Consider the following 23,715-nt stretch of genomic DNA (forward strand, 5'->3'; position numbering starts at 1 on the left):
AGTGACGGCGATGAATGAACTCATCCAACAGTTAGTAGCGCAAGCGATCCAGAAACGCTTGATTGAACCGGAAGATGCGATCTACGCCCGGAACCGGATTCTAGCGCGAATCGGTCAAGCCGATTTTGAAGAACAGGCAGACGTACCATCTCGCCCAATTCCCGATATTTTGGACGACATGATTGAAGTGTTGATCGTAAGTGGGCAGTTGCCGGCGCGTCTTGAAGACAAAGAGCAGTTCGCAGCAGATGTGATGGACATTTTCGTTGCCCGTCCATCTGACGTGACGGCGGCATTCCGCCGTCTGTACGCTGAATCACCGGTAGCGGCAACAGATTACTTCTATCAACTGAGCCAAGCGAGTAACTACATCCAAACGAAGCGGATCGCTAAAAATAAACGCTATCAAGCGGATACGGCTTACGGGACGATCGATGTCACGATCAACTTATCGAAGCCGGAAAAAGATCCGCGTGAAATCGCAGCAGCTCGGACAGAGGCACCAACGGCGTCGAACTATCCAACCTGTCTGTTGTGCGTCGAAAATGTCGGCTACGCGGGTCGTGCGAATCATCCGGCCCGTGCGAATCACCGGGTTGTTCCGCTGACACTGATGGAAGAATCGTGGGCACTGCAATACTCACCATACGTCTACTACAATGAACATAGCATCATCCTGTCGCAGGAACATCGTGACATGGTCATCAATCGGGATGCTTTTGCACGTCTGATTGCCTTCGTTGAGCAGTTCCCGCATTACTTTGCTGGTTCGAATGCGGACCTGCCGATCGTCGGTGGATCGATCCTGACGCATGATCATTATCAGGGCGGACGCTATACGTTTGCGATGGACCGAGCAAAAACTTTAACATCCTTTACGTTCCCGGATCAGCCGACAGTCACTGGGGAGACATTACACTGGCCACTGAGTGTGTTGCGTCTAAAGAGTGAAGATGCGTCGGCATTACTCAATGCTGCGACGACCGTCTATGAGACATGGTTGACGTACACGGATGAGAGTCAAGAGATTCGTTCACATACTGGTGAGACGCGACACAATACCGTGACGCCGATCGCCCGTCAACGTGATGGACAATTCGAGCTCGATCTCGTCTTACGGAACAACCGGACGTCAGCAGAACATCCGGACGGTATTTTTCATACGCATGCCGATATTCACCACATCAAGCGAGAAAATATCGGTTTGATCGAAGTGATGGGACTGGCAGTCTTACCGGCACGCCTGCTTCAAGAGTTGCAACAGGTCGAACAGTTCATCACAGGTGAAGTCGACGAAGTAGCTGTCGCTCATGCTGACTGGGCACAGGAACTAAAACAAGCGTATGTCGGACAACATGTCACGACATACGTCGAGCAAGCAGTTGCTGCAAAATTCGTACGTGGTCTTGAGGACTGTGGTGTCTTTAAACAGACAGAGGAAGGTCAGGCGGCGTTCGGACGATTCGTTCAACTCGTGACGCGCCAACCAGTGGAGGAACAACGATGACACGACTACTTGAGAAAGAGTTGATTCGACATACATTACGTCAGGAAGGCATCGAAGTGACACTCTGGAACTATGGCGGCATTATCCAGGACATCCGGACGATTGATCGGGATGGTCATTTGGAAAGCGTCGTCTTAGGTCTAGAGACGGTGAAAGACTATCAACAACACTCGCCGTACTTCGGGGCAATCGTCGGACGCGTCGCTGGTCGAATCGGACAGGCACGTTTCGAAGTAGCGGGAGACGTTTATCAGCTCGTCGCAAACGACGGGGCGAATCATCTGCATGGTGGAATTCACGGATTTGATCAAGCGTGGTTTGATGTCATCGAAGCGACGGATACATTATTCCATTTGCGCTTAAAAAGTCCAAACGGAGAAGAAGGTTATCCGGGAACAGTCACACTCGATGTGTTTTATCGACTAAAAGATACGACATTGACACTTGAGATGTCGGCGGTGACGGATCAGACGACACCACTCAATCTGACGAATCATACGTACTTCAACCTATCTGGAAATGCGAAGCGAGATGTGTTAGATCATGTCTTGACGTTACCAAGCGACTGTTACTTACCGGTCCAGCCAGACGGCTTGCCGACAGGCGAACAACGGGATGTATCCGGAACCCCATTCGATTTCCGGAACGGTCAGTCGATTCGTAAGGGAATTACGCTTGAGCATCCTGAGACGATCGCTGTCGGAAATGGCTACGATCATCCCTTCGTGTTGCGGGATAACACACTTCGACTTGCAGATCCGGTATCCGGTCGTTTCGTCGACGTCACGACGAATCAGCCGGCGGTCGTGCTCTATACGGGAACGCAACTACTGACCGATTATACGGTTCACGGTGTTCCTGCTCGACCATCACTTGGTTTATGCCTTGAAACACAAGTCCATCCGAATGCAGTCCATGAATCTGATTTTCCATCAATCTTGTTGTCACCAGGTGAGACCTATCACTGGAAAACAGCTTATCATTTTAGTGTAGTATCTTGAAATAAGCCCCGCTTCCCGTGTCCAATTGGACAGGGAAGCGGGGCTTATTTGTGGTAGAACAGGGAAGGAAAAGTCTCAATTCACAGACGTTGCTCGAGCGCGAGTAGCGTCCGCTTCATATTCAGTCCACCATGATAGCCGAGCAAATCGCCTTTTTTGCCGATAATCCGGTGACACGGGATCGCAAGCAGTAATCGATTTTTGCCGATTGCCGTGCCAATCGCGCGAGTCGCGTTCGGTCGGAAAAGACGTTCCGCGATATCGGAGTAGGTGGCGGTTTGACCGTACGGTACCGCACGTAGAGCATTCCAGACTTCAAGTTGAAACGGGGTACCGACTGGTGCGATTGGAAAGGACAGTGTCGTCGACTGCTGATTCAAGTAGGCCAGCAGTTGCTCCGTATATGGAGCAAGCGCGGTATCAGAAGCAATTCGTTCCGCCCGAGGCAAGTGTTTCCGCGACCAGTCGTCGAATAAATCCTCCGGTTCATCCCAAGCGCCGACATAACAGAGACCATCCGCTGTAGCGGCGACCGGAAACGTATGCGTATTCCAGTGCAAACGAGTGAAGTACAGTTCCATGACCATGTTTTCCTTTCTACACGAAATGAAGTGACGCATCCCCAAGAAGTGATTTTTGCGCAGAGACACCTCTTTTGATTACGCGCGCGAACCGATCTGTTGCCGCGGTGGAAGGTGGATCGATTGACTGAATAAGGCTTCCATCGATTCCGTCAATGCTTCGCTTCGACTAGGGTGTGCCATGACAGGGAAGAGGAGATCTTCTCGTTTCGCTGTCAGTTCCATTGCTTGGGTGAATTGACCGACGAGACGATGAGCATCGTCACCGATCATATGAATACCAAGGATCAGTGATGTCTGTTCGTCAGTGATGACCTTGACGAACCCACTGCCCCCTTCAATCGTCGTCGCTCCGTTTGCATTTAGTGGGAACTGTCCACTCTGAACAGTATGTCCGACTTCACGGGCTTCCTGTTCCGTCATCCCGACCGAAGCAATCGGAGGAAACGTTCGCAGAACGGTCGGATAATACGGTGTCGTCGGATCGACGTCTTGACCGGACAGGTGAGCTGCGGTCCGCTTCGCTTCGTGAATCGCACGAGTGGCGAACTGTGGACCCGGGGTCACATCACCGATCGCGTAAATATGCGGTTGATCGGTTTGTCCGTATGCGTCGACGGGGATCGTCCCGTCTTCTGCAAGCGTCACGCCGATCCGTTCGAGACCGAGCGTCAAACTGTTCGGAATCCGGGCGAGGGATTGGAACAGATAGGCGCCATGATAGGTGACTTCTTCACCGTTTTTCATGACCGTGACGGTCGCGTCTACTGAAGCATCGATCTGTGTCACGACATCCGACACGAGACGGATTTTTTGTTTTTTGAATGTCCGCTTCAGTTCCTTTTCAACGCTTGGTTCAAGCGACAATTGATCGGCAAACAAAGTCACCTCTGTACCGAGAGCATGGAAACAGGCTGCGGCTTCAAGTGCTAATGTGTCGGAGCCAATGATCAATAAGCTGGTTGGTAACTGCTCGAGTTGATAAAGCTGTTCGGCATTCAGTCGGCACGATTCCTCGTGCTGGATGCTGTGACTACCGGTCGCGATGATGACATCTTGGAATCGATACGTATCGAACTGATGTCCCGACTCAACACCGATCCGGTCCTCTGACAGGAAGGAAGCTGCACCAGAAATATGCTCGATTTGATTCGCCTGACAGAGGGCGACGACACCTTGACGTAATTGCTGCACGACACGATTGCGGTAAGCATTCAGTTTACTGAAGTCATGGACAGTAGGGGTGGTGAATCCAAGGTCTTCAAGATGAGGCAAGCGTAACATTTCTTCTGCCGCATGCGCATAAACCTTGGACGGGATACAGCCTCGGTTCAAACAAAGTCCACCGAGTTCAGCTTGTTCAATCAGTGTCACCTTACGACCGCCTTGCGCAGCACGGATCGCTGCCGTGTAACCTGCGGGACCCCCACCGATGATCAGGAGATCCCGTTCTTGTGTAAGTTCGCCAACAACCATGTTAGATCAACTCCAAAAGTAGGGTAGTCGGATGTTCAATCAGTGAAACGAATCGATTTGTAAAGGCAACGGCCGTTGCCCCGTCTGCGACGCGATGATCGAACGACATCGACAAATTCATCATCGAGCGGACGACGATTTGATCGTCTTCATCGACACAGGCTCGTTTTTTCGTCTTGTGGAAAGCAATCAATGCCGTTTCCGGATAGTTGATGATTGGTGTAGCCCCCGTACTGCCCAGTGGACCAACATTGCTCATCGTAAAGGTACTTGGCTTTAAGTCCGCTGCACGTAAGGCACCGTTTTGAGCACGTTGTTGCAACGAAATCAGTTGATCATGCAATTCCGTCAGTGAGAGCCGATCGGCATGACGGATGACTGGCACCATTAACCCGTCTGGTGTCTCGGTTGCCATGCCAAAGTGGAAATCCTGCTCTAATCGAATACATTCATTCGCTTCATCGAGTTTGGCATGGAAGACGGGATAGTCTTTTAAGGCAACGATCAAGGCTTTGATGAAGAAAGCATTGATGTTGATATTTCGTCCAGCGGTTTTCCATTCTGCGCGTAGTGCGAGCAAGCGCGTCATGTCAACTTCTTCAAAGTGGGTGACGTGCGGAATCGTGTACAGCGACTGGGTCATCTTTTTCGCGATTTGCTTACGAATGCCGCGGAACGGAATCGTTTCCGGTGGCGTTTGTTGTTGCGTGACCTCCTCCTCGACGACGGATGGAACCGTCTCCTGTGGAGCAACTGCAGCATTGACGAAGCGAAGGACATCGTCCTCTGAAACTCGACCTGATGGATCCGAAGCCGTCACAGCTTCGATATCAATCCCGTGGTCACGAGCAAGTTTTCGTGTATACGGTGTCGCTAGGACACGTTTTGATGGAGATGCTTGAGCAGGTGGGGCCGCGACAGCGACAGGCGCTGGTTCAGATACGCGCGACACTTCAGGTTTTACCGCGACCGGCACTTCAGAAGCGTTACTTGCTTCGATGTGCAACAACGTCGTACCGACATGCACCGTCTGACCGACCGGAATGATGATCTCCTTGACGATTCCGGAGACAGGAGCCGGTAGTTCAGCGACCATCTTATCGGTCGCAACCTCAACGACCGGTTGATCGGTCGTGACGTGGTCTCCGACTTGAACGAGATAATGCGCGATTTCACCTTCCGTCATACCTTCCCCGACATCATGTAACTTGACTTCGATCATGGGACTCAGCTCCTTAAAACTCGACCGTACGCTGAATCGTCGCAAGGACTCGTTCCGGCGTCGGAATGTAATGGTCTTCGAGGGCGAACAGTGGAACCGGAACATCAAAACCTGTCACACGGGCAATTGGTGCCCGTAAATAAAGAAACGCCGTATCGTTGATCAACGTGACGAGATCATTCCCGAGACCACCCATCGCTGCGGCTTCATGCACGATGACGGCACGACCGGTCTTTTGAACGGAAGCAGCGATTGTGTCCCGGTCAAGCGGATAGAGCGTCCGTAAGTCGAGGACTTCGCAAGAGATACCGCGTTCCTGTGCAGTCATCGCTGCCTTGTGAGCCACTTGGACCATTGCCCCCCAAGCGATCAACGTCACGTCCGTCCCTTCACTGACGCAGCGCGCTTTTCCGATCTCGACGGTATAGGACTCGCTCGGTACGACTTCCTTGAATGAACGGTAACTACGCATCGACTCGAGGAACAACACGGGATCTGGATCTTCAATCGCAGCAATCAATAACCCTTTTGCGTCGTACGGTGTCGCCGGACAGACGACCTTGAGACCGGGCATTGATGTAAAGAGCGCCTCCGTACTATCGGAATGGATTTCCGGTGCCCGGATGCCGGCACCATAAGGCGCACGAATGACCATCGGCACACTATAGCGTCCCATCGTTCGCATCCGGATACGAGAGACATGGGTCATGATTTGTTCATAGGCAGGGTAGATGAAGCCGAGAAATTGAATCTCGACGATCGGTTTAAAGCCATTGATGGCAAGACCGATCGATGTACCGACGATGCCGGCTTCACTGAGCGGTGTATCAACGATCCGGTCTTCACCGAACTCTTCTTGTAAGCCGTCCGTCGCTCGGAAGACGCCACCGTTTTTTCCGACATCTTCTCCAAGAACGAGTGTCGTCTCATCCTCCGACAATTTTGTCCGCAGGGCATCCGTGACAGCTTGAACGAGTGTCATTTCTGTTTGACGATTGATTGGTGTTGCCATCTCATTTCCCCCTTGCTAGCAAATACGCTTCTTTTTGTTGCTGGACATCAACCGGTAAAGTTGCGTACGTATGATCGAACAAGTCATTGATGTCTGGCGCCTTGAATTGCTCCATCGCAACTACTGCCGCTTCGACTTCTGTTTGATGCCGTTCCTGCAGCTGTTGCATCCATGTTTCGTCAAAATAGCCTTGGTGTTTTAAGAAGTGTTCGAGTCGATCGAGCGGATCAACTCGGTCGCGCGAGCGTGCTTGATCCCGGTATTTTGTTGGATCATCTGCTGTCGTATGGGCACCAAACCGCCACGTGACGGCTTCGATCAATGTTGGTCCACCACCAGAACGGGCACGTTCAACAGCTGCTTGCATCGTAAAATAGACGGCAAAAGCATCGTTTCCATCAATCCGAACACTTGGCATCCCGTAGGCAATCGCTTTTTGCGCGATCGTCTCAGAATGCATCTGTTTTTCGATCGGAACAGAGATCGCGAACTGATTGTTTTGGTTAAACAGGATGACTGGTGCTTGGAAGACGCTTGCAAAGTTCATTCCTTCATGGAAATCCCCTTCAGACGTCGCTCCGTCACCAAAGTAGGCGACCGCGACGTTCGTCGTGCCTTTTCGTTTTTCCGCCCATGCGGCACCGACGGCATGCGGAATTTGCGTTGCAATCGGCACAGCAGGAGGAAAGATGTGTTTCTCAGACGGGACGCAACCTTCAACACGACCGTTCCAGTAGAGGAGTGTCCGCACCATGTCGGCACCGAACGTCAACGTTGCGCCGTGATCCCGATACGTCGGGAACAACCAGTCTTGATCGGACAACGCGAGTGCACTACCGACTTGCGCTGCCTCTTGTCCTTCGAACGGTGCATAAGTGCCGAGGCGCCCTTGGCGTTGTAAGTTGATCGCTTTCCGGTCGAACGTCCGGATCCGGTGCATCTGTTCATATAGGGTGAGGGCAAGCTCTTTTGTCAGATCGTGTTCTTTTGAGGCGTCGGTGATACGACCTTCTTCATCGATAATGCGTTGAATCGGAAAATGTTGCTCCATGTCAGTCCCTCCTTCAGTGGTTACGGATATCCCATTTTGGTTTTGTCGTGTTCGTGAAGATGTTGTTGTGTTTCGCCCGAATCTGCATCCGTTTTTCACACATCCGGTTCGCCGCTTCGACCGTCGTGATGTTCTCTGCTTGCGACTCTTTGAAGACTTCGAGAACTGCGTCATAGATGTGACGCGTTTTTAGGAGAACCCGTTCGTGATTTGCTCCATACAGTTCGTCTGCCACTTGGATCAGCCCACCACCATTGACGATATAGTCTGGGGCATATAAGATGCCACGATCCATCAAGACGTGAGCAAGTTGTTCTTCCGCGAGTTGGTTGTTCGCCGAACCACAGATGGCTTTGCACGGTAAGAGCGCGATGTTTTGAGCGTGAATGACACCACCGTATGCACACGGGACAAAAATATCAGCATCCGTCAGATGAATTTCATGAGGCGAGACGACGCGAACCGTGCCAGGCGTCATTTCAGCTTGGGTTACGATTGCTGCTAGTGCCGCTTCATTGACGTCAGAGACATAAATCGTCGCCCCGGCGAGCAACAGTTGTTCGGCGACCTTAAAGCCGACTTTTCCGAGTCCTTGGATCGCGTAGGTTGCCCGACTTAATTCATCTGAACCGAATAACGTCTCGATCGTCGCCCGTAATCCATAGACGACACCTTCAGCCGTTGGAATCGATGAATCACCACTACCACCAAATGCTTCCGGAATGCCGACGATCCGTGATGTTTCTCGGCTAGCATGAACGAAATCATCCATCGTCGTGCCCATGTCCGTTCCCGTGTAGAACCGACCACCGAGCGAATCGACGAAGCGACCGAAGGCACGGAAAAGCTCTGGTGATTTATCCGTCGCTGGATTACCGATGATGACGGCTTTACCACCACCAAAATCAACATCAGCGGCAGCGCATTTATACGTCATACCGCGCGACAAACGCAGCACATCGTCAAGTGCTTCATCAACAGAAGCATAAGGCGCCATGCGGCATCCACCGAGAGCAGGACCGAGCGTCGTATCATGAATGGCGATGATGGCTTGTAACCCCGAGACAGGGTCGTTGCAAAAGACGACTTGTTCGTGACCAGCGATTTTTTCCATGATCGAGAGCGTTGGATTCGTAGATGGGTTTAACATGTTCATAGTAGAGTCCTCCTCTATCAAATATAAGTAAGCGCTTTCATTTTGTCGGAACATTATTTTGTAATTTTTCTTGAATCCGCCTTTTTTCTAAAATGAATTGTGTGACTTCCCCTGTACCGATGATCGTTTGTCCGTCTCGGACTTCAATGCTCGCGTCAACGCGACGTGAGGTCATCGACGTTACTGTCGCGGTTATGATCAATCGTGCTCCTTCCGCTGCCATACCAAGATGCTTCAGTGAAACTGCACCCCCAACACCTTCTTCACCAGCTTCTAGGTAAGGCAAGATTAGTTGACGTGCTGCCCATTCCATGTGATAAACCATCGAAACGGTGGAGTATGCTGGATGAACGAGCTGACCTTCGAATCGTGCAAACATATCTTCCGAGACGACCGCTTGAATCTCTGCTGTATCCCCGACAGCTAACCCTAGTTTCATCGTGATCCCCTTTCACAACACCGCATCTTTATTCAACCAAGTGGTCTTACCAAAAATAGTATAACACTTGTCACACGATATTTTATCAACCCGTTACAAAATGAGCAAATCATTTCAAAAATATTTTCCAAAAAAAGACTGTCTATCATGAAATCTCTTGTTTAATGTTGATTAATTTATCGATAAGATGCGTTGAAGTGATAGAGGGAGAATCGTTTGGGAGCATTTAACAAAACAAGATTGACAACATTGTGAACGTATCGTACGTTAAACATATAACTAAAAACAAACGACCGTTTTATTATTGTATACATGATGAGGAGGTGCAGATATGTACGATCAACATCACGAAACGATGGATGCTGAAACGCGGGAGCAGTTGCAGATGGAGCGATTGCGCCAAACGATGGAACACGTCACGCGCGTCCCGTTCTATCAAGAACGTCTGCAGACCTTACAGATGACGGCGAACGATTTTCAAACGATCGAGGATCTACGAAAGTTTCCCTTCACACGTAAACAAGATTTACGCGATCATTATCCGTTCGGACTATTTGCCGTCGAACGAGAACAGGTCACCCGGATTCATGCCTCGTCTGGAACGAGCGGTAAACCGACCGTCGTCGGATATACGCAAGAAGATTTAGATGACTGGGCCGGTGCCGTGGCACGCAGTTTAGTCTTAGCCGGTGGATCACCAGCTGATTTGCTGCACAATGCGTATGGTTACGGATTGTTCACAGGTGGTCTCGGGCTTCATGCAGGAGCAGAAAAACTAGGCATGACGATCTTACCGATTTCCGGTGGCAACACGGATCGCCAAATCACATTGATCGAGGATTTCCGACCGGACGGAATCTGTGGTACGCCTTCGTATATTTTACGCTTGGCAGAACGCATGATTGAACGTGGTATCGATCCACGGAAAACAAGTATGCGTTATGGCATCTTTGGGGCCGAGCCCTGGTCTGAGGAGATGCGGCAGACACTCGAACAGACCTTTGATCTGCAGGCACTCGATATCTATGGACTCAGCGAAATCATGGGACCGGGTGTCGCAATGGAGTGTCAAGAGCAAGCAGGTCTGCATATCATGGATGACTTATTCATTACGGAAGTCGTCGATCCCGTTACGGGGGAACCGTTACCAGATGGCATGGTCGGGGAACTCGTTTTTACAAGCTTGAAAAAGAAAGCGCTCCCAATCATTCGATACCGGACAGGCGACTTAGCTTCAATCACGCGTAAAGTGTGCGCTTGTGGTCGGACGACGACACGAATGTCACGTGTCAAAGGGCGGACGGACGACATGCTGATTATCCGAGGGGTCAACGTCTTTCCGTCAGAAATCGAGCGGGTCTTGCTCCAACAACCGGACGTGACGCCACATTATCAAATCCATCTCGTACGTAAAGCCGGACTCGATGCTGTTGAGCTACATATCGAATTCGAAAATATCTCAGAACGACAAATGCGTTCGATATGTGACGCCATCAAGTCGGAATGTCTCATTTCCATTGATCTCGTCTGTCACCCGCATCAAGGGTTACCACGATCGGAAGGTAAAGCCGTCCGGGTCGTTGATCGACGCTCGACATCACTCGTCTGATTCAAAGGAGGAACTAGCATGTATGATGCAACACAACTGTTCGAACCCGTCCAACTGACGGAAGACGAAAAATTAGCACGCTTCAAAGAACGAATCGAGCAAGGTGAAAAGATCGAAGCCGATGACTGGATGCCTGCTTTTTACCGAGACACACTGATTAAACTGATTTCGATGCACGGTATCAGTGAAATCATGGGTGCACTTCCGGAAAAAGAATGGGTTCCAAAAGCACCATCGCTTCGACGAAAACTTGGCATCATGGCGAAGGTCCAGGATGAGATGGGACACGGGCAATTGTTGCTTCGTGTCGTTGAGGATTTGATGAAGCCGTATGGCAAGACACGTGGGGATTTGATGGATGATTTATTTACGGGACGATTGAAATTTCACAACGTCTTCCACATGCCGACACGGTCATGGGCCGATGCCGGAATGATTGGTTGGCTTGTCGATGGGGCGGCAATTATCACGCAGACGAACATGCTCGGCGCTTCGTACGGACCGTACGCGCGTGCCTTGCAACGGATCTGTGCAGAGGAAGTCTTCCACGCACAACATGGGGAGTCAATCATCATGGCACTCGCAGAAGGAACACCGGAACAGCGGGCAATGATTCAAGAATCACTGGATGAGTGGTGGGAATCCTTGTTGATGTTCTTTGGACCAGCCTCGAAAGAGACGACCGGAACATCGAAGCAGGACGTGACGATTGCTTATAAGATTCGGACGAAAACGAATGAAGAGCTCCGGCAAAACTTCTTTACAAAGTACGTGCCGCGGATTCGTTCGCTCGGACTCGTCATTCCAGACCCGACGTTACGTTTTGATGAAGAGACAGGGCAATGGGAATACGCACAGCCGGACTGGACGAAATTCAAGACGATCATCCAAGGTGGAGGACCGCGTTCGAAAGAGCGACTAGATCTGCGCCGGACATCTTATGAGAATAATGCTTGGGTACGGGATGCACTCGCTGAAACGAAGGCATGAGAGGGGAAGGTACGATGAACGAGACGTTCTATCACGAATTCGAAGTCTTTAGCAAACGGACGCCGAACGCGGCGTTCACGCATCAATTCAGTTTACTTGCTCCAAATAAAGAGATGGCGTTACTGATGGCACAAGAAAACTTCATGCGCCGGGAACCAGTCGTCGATATCTGGGTCGTCAAACGTGAAGATATCCGTGGTTTGTCACCCGATGAAAAGCAGATGCTCCAACGCCTTGATAATAAGGACTACCGGACGACTAAAGGATATGGCTACTTGAAGAAAAAATGGCGGCATTACGAGCAACAGATGCTCGATGAAAAAGAAATCATGTCGTGGCAAGGAGGCGATTCGAAATGACGGAACAAGAACGGACGGCACTCGCCTCCTTACTGTATCAACTCGCAGATGATGACTTCCTCTATGCATATCGTGGTTCGGAATGGCTCGGACTTGCACCGCATATCGAAGAGGACGTCGCTTCATCCTCGATCGCGCAAGATTCGATGGGGCACGCGGCAATGTATTACCAACTCCTTGAGGAACTTGGTGAAGGGAATGCCGATGCGTTAGCCCACGTCCGCTTGGCACACGAACGGAAGAACTCGATTCTTGTCGAACGTGTCAATGGACCCGGCTACTATATGGAAAAACCCGAATATGACTGGGCATTCGCTGTCGTCCGGAACTATTGCTATACGGTCGCGAAAAAGATTCGGATTGATGCGTTGAAATCGAGCAGTTACGAGCCCCTTGCTGCTGCTGCCGTCAAGATCAACATGGAGTTGTACTATCATTTGCTGCACTGGCAAACATGGTTCACCCAGCTCTATCAATCGACGGAAACAGCGCGGCAGAAGATGGATGCAGCCCTAGAAAAAGTCCTCTACGACTTCGGCGACATGTTCGATTATGGTGAACACGGTCAAATGATTGAAGAGATGCGATTGATTGAAGGGCAAGGGATTTTACTTGATCGTTGGTATCAGACGATCACGCCGTTACTCGTCGAATTGAACGTGACCCTTCCAGAAATGCAGATGACACGCAATGGACGGGACGGCGATCACACGGAAGACTTGAATGACGCACTCGCGACACTCGGAGAAGTCTATCTGATTGATCAAACGGCGACGTGGTGAAAGGAGAGGGAAGCATGACGACAACGCTTCAGCATGCGATCCGTGAAGCCCTGAATGGGGTGAAGGATCCAGAAATCGATAGCGTCAGTATTTTAGATCTTGGCATGGTCGAGACGATGGACGCGGAAGCGACGGCGCATGGCTACACGGTGCACGTCACGCTTCTCCCAACGTTTCTCGGTTGTCCGGCGCTTGAAATCATTAAAAAAAATACCGAAGCTGCCTTGCAGGTGATTCCGAACGTCGAACAGGTCGATGTCCAGTTCCGGTTTGATCCACCGTGGACATCGGACCGAATCACAGAACAAGGGATGCAAGGATTAAAAGCATTCGGCATCGCACCCCCTCGATTCGAACAAGGAAAGTGGGAGATTGACTGTCCGTATTGTGGATCGACGTATGTGACGATGGAAAACTTATTCGGACCGACGGCATGTCGAAGTATTCTCTACTGTAAATCATGTAAAAATCCATTCGAGGCGATGAAACCCGTCTCTACTCTCATGTGAAGGAAGGTAATCAATATGGCAAAATTAATCGCATTGTACAAACACCCGGAAAATAAGGAAGCATTCGATCAGCATTACTTTGAGGTCCATGGTCCGTTAACAGCAAAAATTCCAGGACTACAAGAAATGAACGTCACAAAAATCGTTGGTTCACCAATGGGTGGAGACGGAAAGTACTACTTAATGTGCGAGATGGTCTATGAAAGTCAGGAAGCGATGCAAGCTGGCATGCGTTCTATTGAAGGAAAAGCGTCAGGGAAAGACTTGATGAGCTTTGCGGGGGATCTCGTCACATTGATGATTGGTGAAGATGTCCATGCCGACACAACAGTACGTTAAGACGGAAATGGTTGGTCGGATCGGTCGAATTCGCCTCGACCGGACGGCACGATACAATGCGCTGAACCGGACGATGGTCCGCGAAATCGTCGAGGCGATGGAGATATTTGATCGTGACGACCAGGTGACGGTCATCGTCTTGACGGGAAACGGAAAGTCGTTTTCAGCAGGTGCTGATATCGAGGAGATGCTTGAAGCGACACCGATCTCGATGGAACTCCTCGATCCGTTCGCGGACTGGGACCGGATCAGCCGAATCAAAAAACCGATCATCGCAGGTGTCCACGGTTTTGTTCTCGGAGGCGGCTTCGAACTGGCGCTCGCTTGTGATTTAATCTACGCCGATCCCGCGACTCAGTTCGGTTTTCCAGAAGTCGGACTCGGCGTCATGCCGGGAGCAGGCGGGACGCAACGTTTGACGAAATGCATTGGTCGAACGCGGGCGCTCGAATGGCTCTTCACGGGTGACCGGATGCAGGCAGAGGAAGCGGAACGACTCGGTATCATCAATCGAGTGACGATGGACGTTGAAGCGACGGTGCTTGCGATGGCAGAGCGGTTATCGAACCAGCCGAGCATGGCGTTACGACTGATCAAGGACGCAGCAAACAAAGCCGTCGATTTATCGTTACAAGATGGCATGGAGCACGAACGCCGAAACTTCTATCTGTTGTTCGCAACAGCCGATCAAACAGAAGGTATGCAAGCTTTTCTCGAAAAACGCCCACCGATTTTCAATCAACAGGAACAGGAGTGAATACAATGTCGACAGTACATGAAAAAACACTTGAAATGAAACGGTCCGTCTATCATTTGCTCATTAACGGCGAACAAGTCGAAGGTGCAACAGGCGAGACATTTAAAACATATAATCCGGCAACGGGTGAAGTGATTGCGGAAGTTGCAAAAGCGTCGAAGGAAGACGCTGATCGTGCCGTTCAAGCCGCACGGGATGCGTTTGATCACGGGAAGTGGAAGATGTGGCCAGTCGGACGCCGCGCGCAAATCTTAAATAAGATTGCGAGCATCATGCGTTCCCGCTTCAACGAAATCGTCGAACTGGAGATTCTCGATACAGGGAAATCACTAGCAGCGGCACAAGGACAAGTCACGCAAGCGATTGAAGACTTTGAGTTCTACGCAGGTGCGATCGTCGGTCATCGTGGTGTCGTCAATAACGTGCCGGGACAATTCCATAACTACACAGAAAAAGAAGCGGTCGGTGTTTGTGCGCAAATCATCCCGTGGAACTATCCGTTGATGATGGCAGCTTGGAAAGTCGCACCAGCGATCGCAGTCGGTTGTTCGGTCGTCGTCAAACCAGCGACATTGACACCGTTGACAGCGATCATTCTCGGTGAGATTTGTCTAGAAGCTGGCGTTCCGGCAGGTGTCGTCAACGTCATCCCAGGCTCAGGACGCGAGATCGGCAACCATCTCGTCGAGCATCCAAACGTCGATAAAGTCGCCTTCACGGGCTCGACGCCAGTCGGAAAAGACATCATGGGACGTGCCTCGGAAACACTAAAACGAGTCACACTCGAACTCGGTGGAAAATCACCGAATATCGTTTTTGAAGATGCAGATGTGACAGCAGCCGTTGATGGTTCATTGTTCGGAATCTTCTATAACAGCGGTCAATCGTGTGAAGCACGCTCACGTTTGTATGTTCACGAAGAGATTTACGACGCGTTCATGGAGCAATTCGTCGCAAAGACAAAACAACTCGTTCTCGGCAATCCATTTGATAAAGGGACACACGTCGGAGCGATCATCGACCAACAACAAGTCGATGTCATCGATGGATACGTCCAGTCAGCGAAAGCAGACGGAGCGACGATCGTCACAGGTGGTCATGCGACAGCACCAGAAGGATACGAAAAAGGCTTCTGGTACGCACCAACGATCATCACGGACGTCACGCACGAGATGAAAGCGGTCAATGAAGAAATCTTCGGACCGGTCGTCGTCGTCATGCCGTTCAAAGATGAAAAAGAAGCGATTCGTTTAGCGAACGACACATCGTTTGGACTCGGATCAGCGGTTTGGACAAAAGACGGTGCAAAAGCGACGCGCGTTGCCAACCAAATCAAAGCCGGTATCGTCATGGTCAACTGTCCGTTTTCTGCTTTCCCAGGTACACCGTTTGGTGGGTATAAACAATCAGGATTCGGTCGTGAACTCTGTATCGAAACACTTGATCTGTACACAGAAACGAAGAGTATCTTGTCGTATTACGGCAGTCGTCCACTCAATCCGTTCGGACTATAAGCAAGAGGGAAGGCTGGAGTTCCGTCGGGAAGTCCAGCCTTTTTTAACAGCACAGGGGATAAGGGGGAAATCAGATGGTAGAACAAATCGTTGTCGTCGGATCCGGCGTCATGGGACGTGGCATTGCGTACGTTGCCGCACACCGTGGATTTCAGGTGACACTCGTTGATATTAAAGAAGCGTATGTCGAAAGTGCCTATCAAGAACTCGAACGCATCGCGGAGAAAGGCATCGCGCGGGGGAAAATGTCCGCGAGTGAAGTCGAGGGACTGTTCGATCGATTAAGTTTGTCGACGGATTTAGCAACAGCGGCACAACAAGCGGATCTCGTCATTGAGGCGGTACCGGAACAACTCAGCATCAAACAGCAAGTCTTTGAAACGTTAGAAGCGAATGCACGTCCGGACTGTTACTTTGCGACGAACACGTCGACGATGAGTCCGACGGAAATTGCCTCTTTTACGAACCGGGCGGACCGGGTCATGGCGATGCATTTCTTCAATCCGGTTCATTTGATGCCACTGATCGAGCTCGTTCGTGGTCTTGAGACGTCGGATGAGACGGTTGCTGCCTTAGAGCAAGTGGCGCGTCAAATGCAGAAGGAAACGGTCGTCATCCGTGAGTTTCCCGGTTTTGTGACTTCACGGATCAGTGCGCTCGTCGGAAACGAAGCGTTTTATATGTTGCAAGAAGGGCTTGGAACACCGGAAGAGATCGATAAAGCAATCAAACTCGGCTTGAATTATCCGATGGGACCCTTTGAACTGGGTGACTTGGTCGGACTCGATACTCGACTCCACAACTTAAAGTATCTCCATGAGAAACTCGGTGAAAAATACCGTCCGGCACCACTGCTTGAACAGTATGTCAAAGCCGGTCGACTCGGTCGTAAAACAGGTCGTGGGGTTTACGACTACACGAATCGTGAGGTGACGTCATGAAACGGGTCGCCATCATCGATGCCGTTCGGACACCGATCGGTCGCTATAACGGCGCGTTGCGTCAAGTTCGCCCGGATGATTTAGGGGCACGTGTCATCGAAGCGTTGCTTGAGCGCAATCTACAAGTCGATCCGAAGACGATCGAGGAAGTCATTTTCGGCAATGCGAATCAGGCGGGGGAAGATAACCGGAACGTCGCCCGGATGTCGGGACTACTAGCTGGTCTACCGGTCGAAGTAGCCGGTACGACGATCAATCGTTTATGTGGATCAGGACTCGACGCCGTCATCGCGGCGGCGCGCGGAATTGCCTTAGGTGAAGGTGACATCTATATCGCTGGTGGGACGGAAAGCATGACGCGTGCACCGTTCGTTCTCGCGAAGCCGGATCAGGCCAACCCACGTGGCAATCAGACGATGTACGATACGACGATTGGTTGGCGCTTCGTCAATGATCGTTTAGCAGATCAATACGGAACGGATTCGATGCCGGAAACAGCTGAGAACGTCGCCCGTCAGTACGGAATCTCGCGCGAAGCACAGGACGACTTTGCGTTCGAAAGCCAACAACGCGCAAAACGAGCGATCGAGGCAGAGCACTTCACGGACGAACTGGTTGCGGTCACACAAACGGACCGGAAAGGTAACGTCAGCGTCTTCGACCGCGATGAACATCCTCGTCCTGAGACGACACGTGAGAAACTGGCGACACTTCGTCCGTTATTCCCGAACGGTACCGTGACGGCGGGGAATGCATCTGGTGTCAACGACGGTGCGTCGGCGTTGTTATTGATGAGTGAAGAAAAAGCAAACGAACTCGGTTTGACGCCGCTTGGGTATTACCGGGCGAGTGCGACGGCAGGGGTCGAACCTGCCATCATGGGGATCGGACCGATCGACGCGACGAAAAAAGTCCTCCGACGGGCAGGGTTGACGGTCGAACAGCTCGATCAAATCGAGTTGAACGAAGCGTTTGCGGCTCAAAGTCTTGCCTGTATCGAAGCACTTGGTTTACCAAGCGAAAAAGTCAACGTCAACGGCGGTGCGATTGCCTTCGGTCATCCACTTGGTGCAAGTGGGGCGCGGATTTTGACGACATTATTGCATGAGATGCGCCGGACGAACCGGACGTATGGTCTCGCGACGATGTGTGTCGGAGTCGGACAGGGTATCGCACTCGTCGTCGATCGGGAGGGGCTCGTATGATTCACTTAGAACGAGAAGGCTATATCGCAATCGTTCGGATTGATCGTCCAGAACGTTTGAACTGTCTCGATTATCCGATGCTTGTCGCTTTGCAAGAACAAGTCGATGCGTTATCGGTCGACCCGGAAGCGCGGGTCGTCCTGTTTACGGGAACGGGGAAAGCATTTAGCGCCGGCGCCGATTTAAAAGAACGCGTGCATTTAAACGAAGAAGAAGTCCGGCGCAATGTCCTTGCGATCCGGAATGTCTTCACTTCGATCGCACAATTGCCGCAACCAACAATCGCAGCCGTCAACGGTCACGCGCTCGGCGGTGGGTTCGAGTGGATCCTTGCCTGTGATTTCCGTTTTCTCGTCGAGGATGCACTCGTCGGCTTGACGGAAACTAGCTTCGGGATCATTCCAGGAGCCGGTGGAACACAACGCTTGCCACGACTGATTGGGGAGACGCGGGCAAAGGAATTGATCTTCACAGCGAAAAAAATCGATGCGATGACAGCAGAACGGTACGGACTCGCGACAGCCGTCGTCGCCCGGGAAGCGTTGATGACGACCTGTCTTGAGTTTGCCGGTCAGATGTTACAGAATGGTCCGATCGCCTTGCGCCAAGCGAAGCGAGCGATTGATCAAGGGCGGGATGTCTCACTCGAAGAAGGACTACAGCTCGAAACAGAAGCTTATGAAGTCGTCATTCCGACGGCTGATCGTCAGGAAGCGCTACAAGCCTTCGCTGAAAAACGACCACCACGCTTTGAAGGAAGATGAGGATGGTCGACGTTTGAAATAACCCGTATACTAACGATACACACTATGAACGACTGAAGAGAGAGTGAATACCATGAGTGCGAACACCCAATCGATGATCTTTACGATTTACGGCGATTATATCCGCCATTACGGCAATCAAATCTGGGTCGGGAGTTTAATTCGACTCGTCAAAGAGTTCGGACATAACGAGCAGGCCGTTCGGGTTGCTGTGTCCCGGATGGTTAAACAAGGCTGGCTCGTCTCCGAGAAACAAGGAAATAAAAGCTTCTATTCATTGACACCACGTGGGGTGGAACGGATGGAGGAGGCTGCACGTCGGATCTACAGATCAACACCGCACGACTGGGACGGGAAGTGGCGGACGCTGATGTACACGATTCCGGAGGATAAACGCCAGATTCGCGATGAGCTCCGCAAAGAACTGACGTGGAGTGGGTTTGGCAACCTATCGAATGGGGTTTGGATTTCACCGAACCCGCTTGAAAAAGAGGCGGAACGATTGATTGAAGCGTACGAAATCGAAGAGTATGTCGATTTCTTCGTCGGTGAATACCACGGTCCGAAGCAAGACCAATCCCTTGTTGAGCGCGCTTTTCCACTCGAGGAATTGCAGGAACGTTACGAAACGTTCATCACGGATTATAGCCGGCAATACATCGTCCATCAGAGTCAGATCCAACTAGGAGAAATGACGGATGAGCAGTGTTTCGTCGAACGGACGATGCTCGTACATGAGTACCGAAAATTCCTCTTCACGGATCCGGGACTCCCGCAAGAACTATTACCGGATGCTTGGAGCGGACACCATGCGGCACTGTTGTTCGAGCAATATTACCGTCTGCTTGCGCAACCAGCGAGCCGCTTCTTTGAATCAATCTTTGAAGAGACACACGATGTGTCACAACGTAGCGCTTCGTATGATGCAACAGAACACCCGCTGTTTGCGGAACGATGATATACAAAAGAGCGGGACGGATCGCGCGATCCGCCCCGCATTCGTGTCATTCAGATGTGTTTTGTTCGGTTGATCCTGCGAGAATGTTTCGGAAAGCGTAACCTTTATCGACATAGGAATCAATCGACTCCTGAATCATCGCGAGGTCCGCTTCCGTCAGTTCACGCACGACTTTACCCGGTGAGCCGATGATCAGCGAACGGGGTGGGAAGACTTTTCCTGATGGAATCAACGTGTTCGCCCCGATGATGCATTCTTCACCGATGTCTGCGTGATCAAGAACGGTCGCGCCCATTCCGACGATCGAACGACGTCCGATTTTACAGCCGTGTAAAATCGCGTTATGTCCGACCGTCACTTCATCCTCGATGACGACAGGTGCGCCTTCGTACAGATGAATCGTTGCGTTGTCTTGGATACTGCAGCGTTTGCCGATTGTAATCGGTCCTTCGTCACCGCGTAATACAGCGTTGAACCAGATGGTAGACTCGGAACCGATCGTGACGTCTCCAATCAGATAAGCGCCAGGAGCGATGAATACATCGGATGCTACGTTCGGATGAATCGATTGATACGGAATCTTCATAACAGAACGACCTCATTTCTAGGATAAGATGAACTACTATTCATTCCCTGTCAGTATATCATGCGGTGGGAGTCGAGAACGGAGGAAAGATATGTTTCCGATTTGTGAGCTATTCAACATTCGTTATCCATTGATCCAAGGAGGGATGGGTAACATTAGTCATGCAGCACTCACGGCAGCGGTGTCGAATGCCGGAGGACTCGGAACGCTTGGGTGCGGTACGTTGTCGGTCGATGAAGTAGCGTCTCGGATTCACGAGACACGAACCCTGACGGAGCAACCATTTGCCTTGAACATCGCGATTCGTGTATCTCCTTATACGGAAGCACTGATCGATCTCGCGATTGCAGAAAAGATTCCGGTCGTCTCTTTGTCGGCAGGAAATCCGGCACCATACATAGAGCGACTTCAAGCTGCTGGCATCAAAACGATCGCTGTTGTCGCTTCAGTCAAACAGGCAGTAAAGGCAGAACAGGCAGGCGCTGATGTACTCGTAGCGGAGGGAGTTGAAGCGGCAGGTATCAATTCCCCGCTTGAACTGACGACCCTCACTTTGATTCCGCAGCTTGTCGACCGGGTCAAGATTCCGGTTCTTGCAGCGGGTGGGATTGGCGATGGGCGTGGGCTAGCAGCTGTCCTGTTGCTTGGTGCTGCCGGCGTCCAGCTCGGAACACGGTTGATCGCGACGGAAGATGCGAAGGTCCACCCAGTTTATAAATCGCGCTTAACGGATGCGACAGATACCGATACACGCATCATCGGGCGCTCCGTTGGATTTGTCCGACGTGTCCTTGATGGTCCTTACGTCGAACAGCTCACAGCCAAGACACCTGCTGCTTTTCTCGATCAGACGAATGAGTCGTATCATATTACAGGCGCTCTTGAAGGCGATGAAGAGAAAGGATATGTCAACGCTGGACTGGTTGCCGGTTTGATTCGTGATGTGCCAACGGTTGCTGAGTTGTTTACGCGCATGATGGAGGAAGCAGAGGAACAGCTGAAGCGGACGACTGCTCGTTTTGCGACATGAACATACAATGATGACCCGTAAACCCGCTTGTGGAAAGCGGGTTTTTCATGTTTTTTTGAAAATGGGACATTTGTCCTTTTCAAGTGAGGCACGAATAAGGTCTACTCTAGTGTAGAGATTAAAGGAGGAGATGACGTGCAAGGAGTCGTGTTTGCTTTGATGAGCGGTCTGTTCATCGCCCTGCAAGGTATATTCAATGCGCGCCTTGCGACAGGCGTCGGACCGTGGTTATCCGTATTGATCGTCCACTTTGTTGGTCTGATGGGTTGTTTAGTCATTTATAGCTTCGTACGAGATCGGAAAATCGGCGGATTCCGTCAGTTACCGTGGATTTATGCGAGCGGTGGTTTGATTGGCGTGCTAGTCGTCGTAACGGAACTGACAGCGATCCAAAAACTCGGCATGACATGGGCGATGTGTTTGTTACTCGTCGCGCAGATTTTATGTGCCTTTCTGATTGATTTAAAAGGATGGTTCGGTGTCTTAAAAAAACAAGGAAATCGTGGTCAGTGGGTTGGTGTGGGTCTCATGCTTGCAGGAGTTGCGATTTTCTCACTTGCCTAAAGGGAGGGAACGAACATGGAAACCGTCATCCAACAATATGGACTGGATACGATTTTAACGGAAGAGACGCGCGCTTGGTTGCGTGAAGAAACCTTCCGAAAAGGAGAACTCCTCTGTACGACCGGTGCGACAATCGACCGGATGTACTTCATCGTCGCAGGCAAGGTCAAAATTTCTGCTGCTTCGTCAGAAGGGAAACAACGGATTTTACGATTCAAAACACCACTGACAGTGATTGGTGACGCCGAGTTCATCAATGAACGAGAAGTGTTGAATACAGTTGAGGCGGTGACCGATGTCGATGTGTTGAGCGTGCCGTATGCGATTTTACGCGAGCACAATACGACGAATGTCTTTCTGCAATTTTTACTACGAACAATTACAGCGAAGTGGTATGCCGATTCGAAATCAGCGTCGCACCACGTACTCTATACGGTCGAGGAGCGATTTGCAGGCTACTTATTATCGATTGCGTCCGAAGCTAGTGACAGTTTGTTTTATCAGGAGATGCGGACGTCGAATCTACATGACGTCGCTGACTGGCTTGGAACGAGTTATCGTCACCTTAACCGGATCATCACGAAGTTGTGTGAGGAAGAGATCCTTGTTCGACGACGTGGCAAGATCATCATCGTCGATTTGGAACGGATTCGCGAGAAAGCGAACGGTAACAGCTATGAGTAAGGAGGAACGAACATGATAATAGGCATTGTATGTGCCGTATTGGCTGGAATGTTAATCAGTTTGCAGACGGTATTGAATGCTCGGATGAGTGATGCATTCGGCGCATGGGCGACGACGACGCTGGTTTTCTTCGTCGGCTTCATCGGAGCAAGCATCACGTATGTCCTGTTTCGTGGTGGAACGATCGGACAGATTCAAAACGTATCGCCACTCTATTGGTTTGGTGGACTTGTCGGTGTCGGCGTCGTTTTTTGTGTCATGCGTGGGATTCAGTTGCTTGGTCCGTCCGTCGCGATCTCTGTCGTTCTGATTTCGCAGTTAAGCTTTGCTCTTGCTGTTGATACGTTCGGCTGGTTCGGTTTACCGCAAATTGATTTATCATTCGGTCAGCTCGTCGGTCTCGCCGTCATGGTATGTGGGATCTTCGTTTTGAAGCGGTATCAAGTCGTGGCGCCGGAAGAGAAGGCGAAGGATATACCGAAGCAAGTCTCTTAAAAAATCTGATACTAGTTCGATCGACTGACGAACGTTTCTGTCATCCTCGCTTTCCGCAGGCGGGAGGTAAGCCGCGTCATCCCGCATTCCATGCGATTTGCCGGGTCTTACCTGACCCTGAAGAAAGCGCGATTCGCGCTTTCTTTCCCTGCAGGAGTCGAGGATGAACACTCACGTTCTAGAT

26 protein-coding genes are annotated in these 23,715 nt (G+C 50.9%); 18 read left to right on the forward strand and 8 right to left on the reverse strand.

The window, feature by feature from the left end; all coding sequences use genetic code 11:
- Nucleotides 1–10: 10 nt before the first annotated feature.
- Together Q7C19_RS12235 and Q7C19_RS12240 are read left to right on the forward strand one after the other, a co-directional pair.
- On the forward strand, nucleotides 11–1,507 hold the full coding sequence (locus Q7C19_RS12235) for a UDP-glucose--hexose-1-phosphate uridylyltransferase (RefSeq protein WP_375092240.1): 1,497 nt from the start codon (nucleotides 11–13) through the stop codon (nucleotides 1,505–1,507).
- Nucleotides 1,504–2,508, forward strand: coding sequence for an aldose epimerase family protein (locus Q7C19_RS12240; RefSeq protein ID WP_375092241.1), 1,005 nt, complete (start codon nucleotides 1,504–1,506; stop codon nucleotides 2,506–2,508). Before Q7C19_RS12235 ends, Q7C19_RS12240 begins: the two co-directional genes overlap by 4 nt.
- An 80-nt stretch (nucleotides 2,509–2,588) precedes the next feature.
- Here Q7C19_RS12240 and Q7C19_RS12245 read toward each other — a convergent pair whose 3' ends face one another.
- The 7 genes from Q7C19_RS12245 to Q7C19_RS12275 form a co-directional block, all read right to left on the reverse strand.
- Complete coding sequence (locus Q7C19_RS12245; protein WP_375092242.1) at nucleotides 2,589–3,089, reverse strand: methylated-DNA--[protein]-cysteine S-methyltransferase; 501 nt, start codon at nucleotides 3,087–3,089, stop codon at nucleotides 2,589–2,591.
- A 78-nt stretch (nucleotides 3,090–3,167) separates the two neighbouring features.
- Nucleotides 3,168–4,565, reverse strand: a complete 1,398-nt coding sequence (locus Q7C19_RS12250; RefSeq protein ID WP_375092243.1) for a dihydrolipoyl dehydrogenase family protein — start codon at nucleotides 4,563–4,565, stop codon at nucleotides 3,168–3,170.
- Between the two features lies 1 nt (nucleotide 4,566).
- Nucleotides 4,567–5,787, reverse strand: a complete 1,221-nt coding sequence (locus Q7C19_RS12255) for a dihydrolipoamide acetyltransferase family protein (RefSeq protein ID WP_375092244.1) — start codon at nucleotides 5,785–5,787, stop codon at nucleotides 4,567–4,569.
- Between the two features lie 13 nt (nucleotides 5,788–5,800).
- Nucleotides 5,801–6,799, reverse strand: coding sequence for an alpha-ketoacid dehydrogenase subunit beta (locus tag Q7C19_RS12260; RefSeq protein ID WP_375092245.1), 999 nt, complete (start codon nucleotides 6,797–6,799; stop codon nucleotides 5,801–5,803).
- 1 nt (nucleotide 6,800) lies between these two features.
- On the reverse strand, nucleotides 6,801–7,850 hold the full coding sequence (gene pdhA, locus Q7C19_RS12265) for a pyruvate dehydrogenase (acetyl-transferring) E1 component subunit alpha (protein ID WP_375092246.1): 1,050 nt from the start codon (nucleotides 7,848–7,850) through the stop codon (nucleotides 6,801–6,803).
- A 13-nt stretch (nucleotides 7,851–7,863) separates the two neighbouring features.
- Nucleotides 7,864–9,006 carry a Glu/Leu/Phe/Val family dehydrogenase gene (locus Q7C19_RS12270; protein WP_290786148.1) on the reverse strand — a complete coding sequence of 381 codons (1,143 nt, stop codon included), beginning with the start codon at nucleotides 9,004–9,006 and terminating at the stop codon, nucleotides 7,864–7,866.
- Between the two features lie 37 nt (nucleotides 9,007–9,043).
- A complete protein-coding gene (locus Q7C19_RS12275; protein WP_375092247.1) occupies nucleotides 9,044–9,445 on the reverse strand; it encodes a thioesterase family protein in 402 nt (133 codons plus the stop codon).
- Between the two features lie 331 nt (nucleotides 9,446–9,776).
- Between Q7C19_RS12275 and Q7C19_RS12280 the strand changes: the two genes are divergently transcribed.
- The 12 genes from Q7C19_RS12280 to paaX all read left to right on the forward strand — a co-directional run bounded on the left by Q7C19_RS12280 (nucleotide 9,777) and on the right by paaX (nucleotide 20,172).
- Nucleotides 9,777–11,054, forward strand: coding sequence for a phenylacetate--CoA ligase family protein (locus Q7C19_RS12280; protein ID WP_375092248.1), 1,278 nt, complete (start codon nucleotides 9,777–9,779; stop codon nucleotides 11,052–11,054).
- Nucleotides 11,055–11,072: 18 nt separating this feature from the next.
- Nucleotides 11,073–12,044, forward strand: coding sequence for a 1,2-phenylacetyl-CoA epoxidase subunit PaaA (paaA, locus tag Q7C19_RS12285; RefSeq protein ID WP_035411059.1), 972 nt, complete (start codon nucleotides 11,073–11,075; stop codon nucleotides 12,042–12,044).
- Nucleotides 12,045–12,058: 14 nt separating this feature from the next.
- On the forward strand, nucleotides 12,059–12,403 hold the full coding sequence (gene paaB / locus Q7C19_RS12290) for a 1,2-phenylacetyl-CoA epoxidase subunit PaaB (RefSeq protein ID WP_023466991.1): 345 nt from the start codon (nucleotides 12,059–12,061) through the stop codon (nucleotides 12,401–12,403).
- Entirely contained in the window at nucleotides 12,400–13,185 is a 786-nt protein-coding gene (paaC, locus tag Q7C19_RS12295) for a 1,2-phenylacetyl-CoA epoxidase subunit PaaC (protein ID WP_375092249.1), read from the forward strand. The genes paaB and paaC overlap by 4 nt, the downstream gene beginning before the upstream one ends.
- Before the next feature lie 14 nt (nucleotides 13,186–13,199).
- Nucleotides 13,200–13,694 (forward strand): 1,2-phenylacetyl-CoA epoxidase subunit PaaD, encoded by a 495-nt coding sequence (paaD, locus tag Q7C19_RS12300; RefSeq protein WP_056063796.1) that lies wholly within the window; start codon nucleotides 13,200–13,202, stop codon nucleotides 13,692–13,694.
- Between the two features lie 15 nt (nucleotides 13,695–13,709).
- Nucleotides 13,710–14,033, forward strand: a complete 324-nt coding sequence (locus Q7C19_RS12305) for an EthD family reductase (protein ID WP_308102149.1) — start codon at nucleotides 13,710–13,712, stop codon at nucleotides 14,031–14,033.
- The gene (locus tag Q7C19_RS12310) at nucleotides 14,011–14,790 is read left to right on the forward strand and encodes an enoyl-CoA hydratase/isomerase family protein (RefSeq protein WP_375092250.1); all 780 of its coding nucleotides are present in this window, start codon (nucleotides 14,011–14,013) and stop codon (nucleotides 14,788–14,790) included. The genes Q7C19_RS12305 and Q7C19_RS12310 overlap by 23 nt, the downstream gene beginning before the upstream one ends.
- 5 nt (nucleotides 14,791–14,795) lie before the next feature.
- On the forward strand, nucleotides 14,796–16,304 hold the full coding sequence (locus Q7C19_RS12315; RefSeq protein WP_290782614.1) for an aldehyde dehydrogenase family protein: 1,509 nt from the start codon (nucleotides 14,796–14,798) through the stop codon (nucleotides 16,302–16,304).
- A 74-nt stretch (nucleotides 16,305–16,378) separates the two neighbouring features.
- Nucleotides 16,379–17,245, forward strand: coding sequence for a 3-hydroxyacyl-CoA dehydrogenase (locus Q7C19_RS12320; RefSeq protein ID WP_056063783.1), 867 nt, complete (start codon nucleotides 16,379–16,381; stop codon nucleotides 17,243–17,245).
- Nucleotides 17,242–18,450, forward strand: a complete 1,209-nt coding sequence (locus Q7C19_RS12325; protein WP_375092251.1) for an acetyl-CoA C-acyltransferase — start codon at nucleotides 17,242–17,244, stop codon at nucleotides 18,448–18,450. Before Q7C19_RS12320 ends, Q7C19_RS12325 begins: the two co-directional genes overlap by 4 nt.
- Nucleotides 18,447–19,214: an enoyl-CoA hydratase-related protein gene (locus Q7C19_RS12330; RefSeq protein WP_313491151.1), complete on the forward strand. Its 768-nt coding sequence runs from the start codon at nucleotides 18,447–18,449 to the stop codon at nucleotides 19,212–19,214. Before Q7C19_RS12325 ends, Q7C19_RS12330 begins: the two co-directional genes overlap by 4 nt.
- A 73-nt stretch (nucleotides 19,215–19,287) precedes the next feature.
- The gene (gene paaX / locus Q7C19_RS12335) at nucleotides 19,288–20,172 is read left to right on the forward strand and encodes a phenylacetic acid degradation operon negative regulatory protein PaaX (RefSeq protein ID WP_290786174.1); all 885 of its coding nucleotides are present in this window, start codon (nucleotides 19,288–19,290) and stop codon (nucleotides 20,170–20,172) included.
- A gap of 46 nt (nucleotides 20,173–20,218) precedes the next feature.
- On the opposite strand, the gene Q7C19_RS12340 is transcribed toward paaX, so the two are convergent.
- Entirely contained in the window at nucleotides 20,219–20,758 is a 540-nt protein-coding gene (locus Q7C19_RS12340) for a gamma carbonic anhydrase family protein (RefSeq protein ID WP_290747965.1), read from the reverse strand.
- A 91-nt stretch (nucleotides 20,759–20,849) separates the two neighbouring features.
- Between Q7C19_RS12340 and Q7C19_RS12345 the strand changes: the two genes are divergently transcribed.
- From Q7C19_RS12345 to Q7C19_RS12360, 4 genes are all read left to right on the forward strand, one after another.
- Nucleotides 20,850–21,788: an NAD(P)H-dependent flavin oxidoreductase gene (locus Q7C19_RS12345; RefSeq protein WP_290747962.1), complete on the forward strand. Its 939-nt coding sequence runs from the start codon at nucleotides 20,850–20,852 to the stop codon at nucleotides 21,786–21,788.
- Between the two features lie 135 nt (nucleotides 21,789–21,923).
- Nucleotides 21,924–22,352: a DMT family transporter gene (locus Q7C19_RS12350; protein ID WP_035411027.1), complete on the forward strand. Its 429-nt coding sequence runs from the start codon at nucleotides 21,924–21,926 to the stop codon at nucleotides 22,350–22,352.
- Between the two features lie 15 nt (nucleotides 22,353–22,367).
- Entirely contained in the window at nucleotides 22,368–23,036 is a 669-nt protein-coding gene (locus Q7C19_RS12355) for a Crp/Fnr family transcriptional regulator (RefSeq protein WP_035399014.1), read from the forward strand.
- A gap of 12 nt (nucleotides 23,037–23,048) precedes the next feature.
- Nucleotides 23,049–23,531 carry a DMT family transporter gene (locus Q7C19_RS12360; protein ID WP_375092252.1) on the forward strand — a complete coding sequence of 161 codons (483 nt, stop codon included), beginning with the start codon at nucleotides 23,049–23,051 and terminating at the stop codon, nucleotides 23,529–23,531.
- Nucleotides 23,532–23,715: the final 184 nt, after the last annotated feature.

It is taken from the genome of Exiguobacterium sp. PHA03 (genome assembly GCF_041945985.1).
Lineage (GTDB): Bacteria > Bacillota > Bacilli > Exiguobacteriales > Exiguobacteriaceae > Exiguobacterium_A.